The organism is Chryseobacterium urinae (assembly GCF_030518295.1).
Taxonomy (GTDB): domain Bacteria; phylum Bacteroidota; class Bacteroidia; order Flavobacteriales; family Weeksellaceae; genus Chryseobacterium; species Chryseobacterium mucoviscidosis.
This window is the reverse complement of record NZ_JAULSJ010000101.1, coordinates 1-418: the sequence shown is the minus strand read 5'-3', so window position 1 is coordinate 418 and position 418 is coordinate 1. Positions and strand designations below refer to the sequence as shown.

The window sequence follows — 418 nt, the reverse complement described above, 5'->3', positions numbered from 1 at the left end:
ATCCAATCTGAAAAGGTCGGCGCAATCTCAGCAAGGTGCTCCTGCATTTAATATTGATGATCTTGGATATATTTATACCGGAAACAGGCTGACTTCCGTTACCGATTCCTCAACAGATTACAGAGGTTATCCCGATACTTCAGGAAACACGATTTCCTACGACCTGAACGGAAACATGAAAGATCATAAGGATAAAGGTATTCTTCAGATTGATTATAATTTTTTAAATCTTCCGAAATATATTAAGTTCAGTGATTTTGCAAGTTACGACAGGAGCAATAAAGTATATGTAAATACGAATTATCTTTACAGAGCAGATGGCTCAAAGATCAGGAAAGTACATAATTATAAAGATCCTTCCTATGCTTATGCTTTGGGAACCAGAACCACCGATTACTTGGATGGGTTTCAATATGAA

General features: G+C 36.6%; 1 pseudogene. It reads left to right on the top strand.

Annotated elements, in window-relative coordinates:
- Positions 1 to 418 (top strand): annotated as a pseudogene (locus QWT87_RS21150) (RHS repeat-associated core domain-containing protein); the annotation flags it as partial.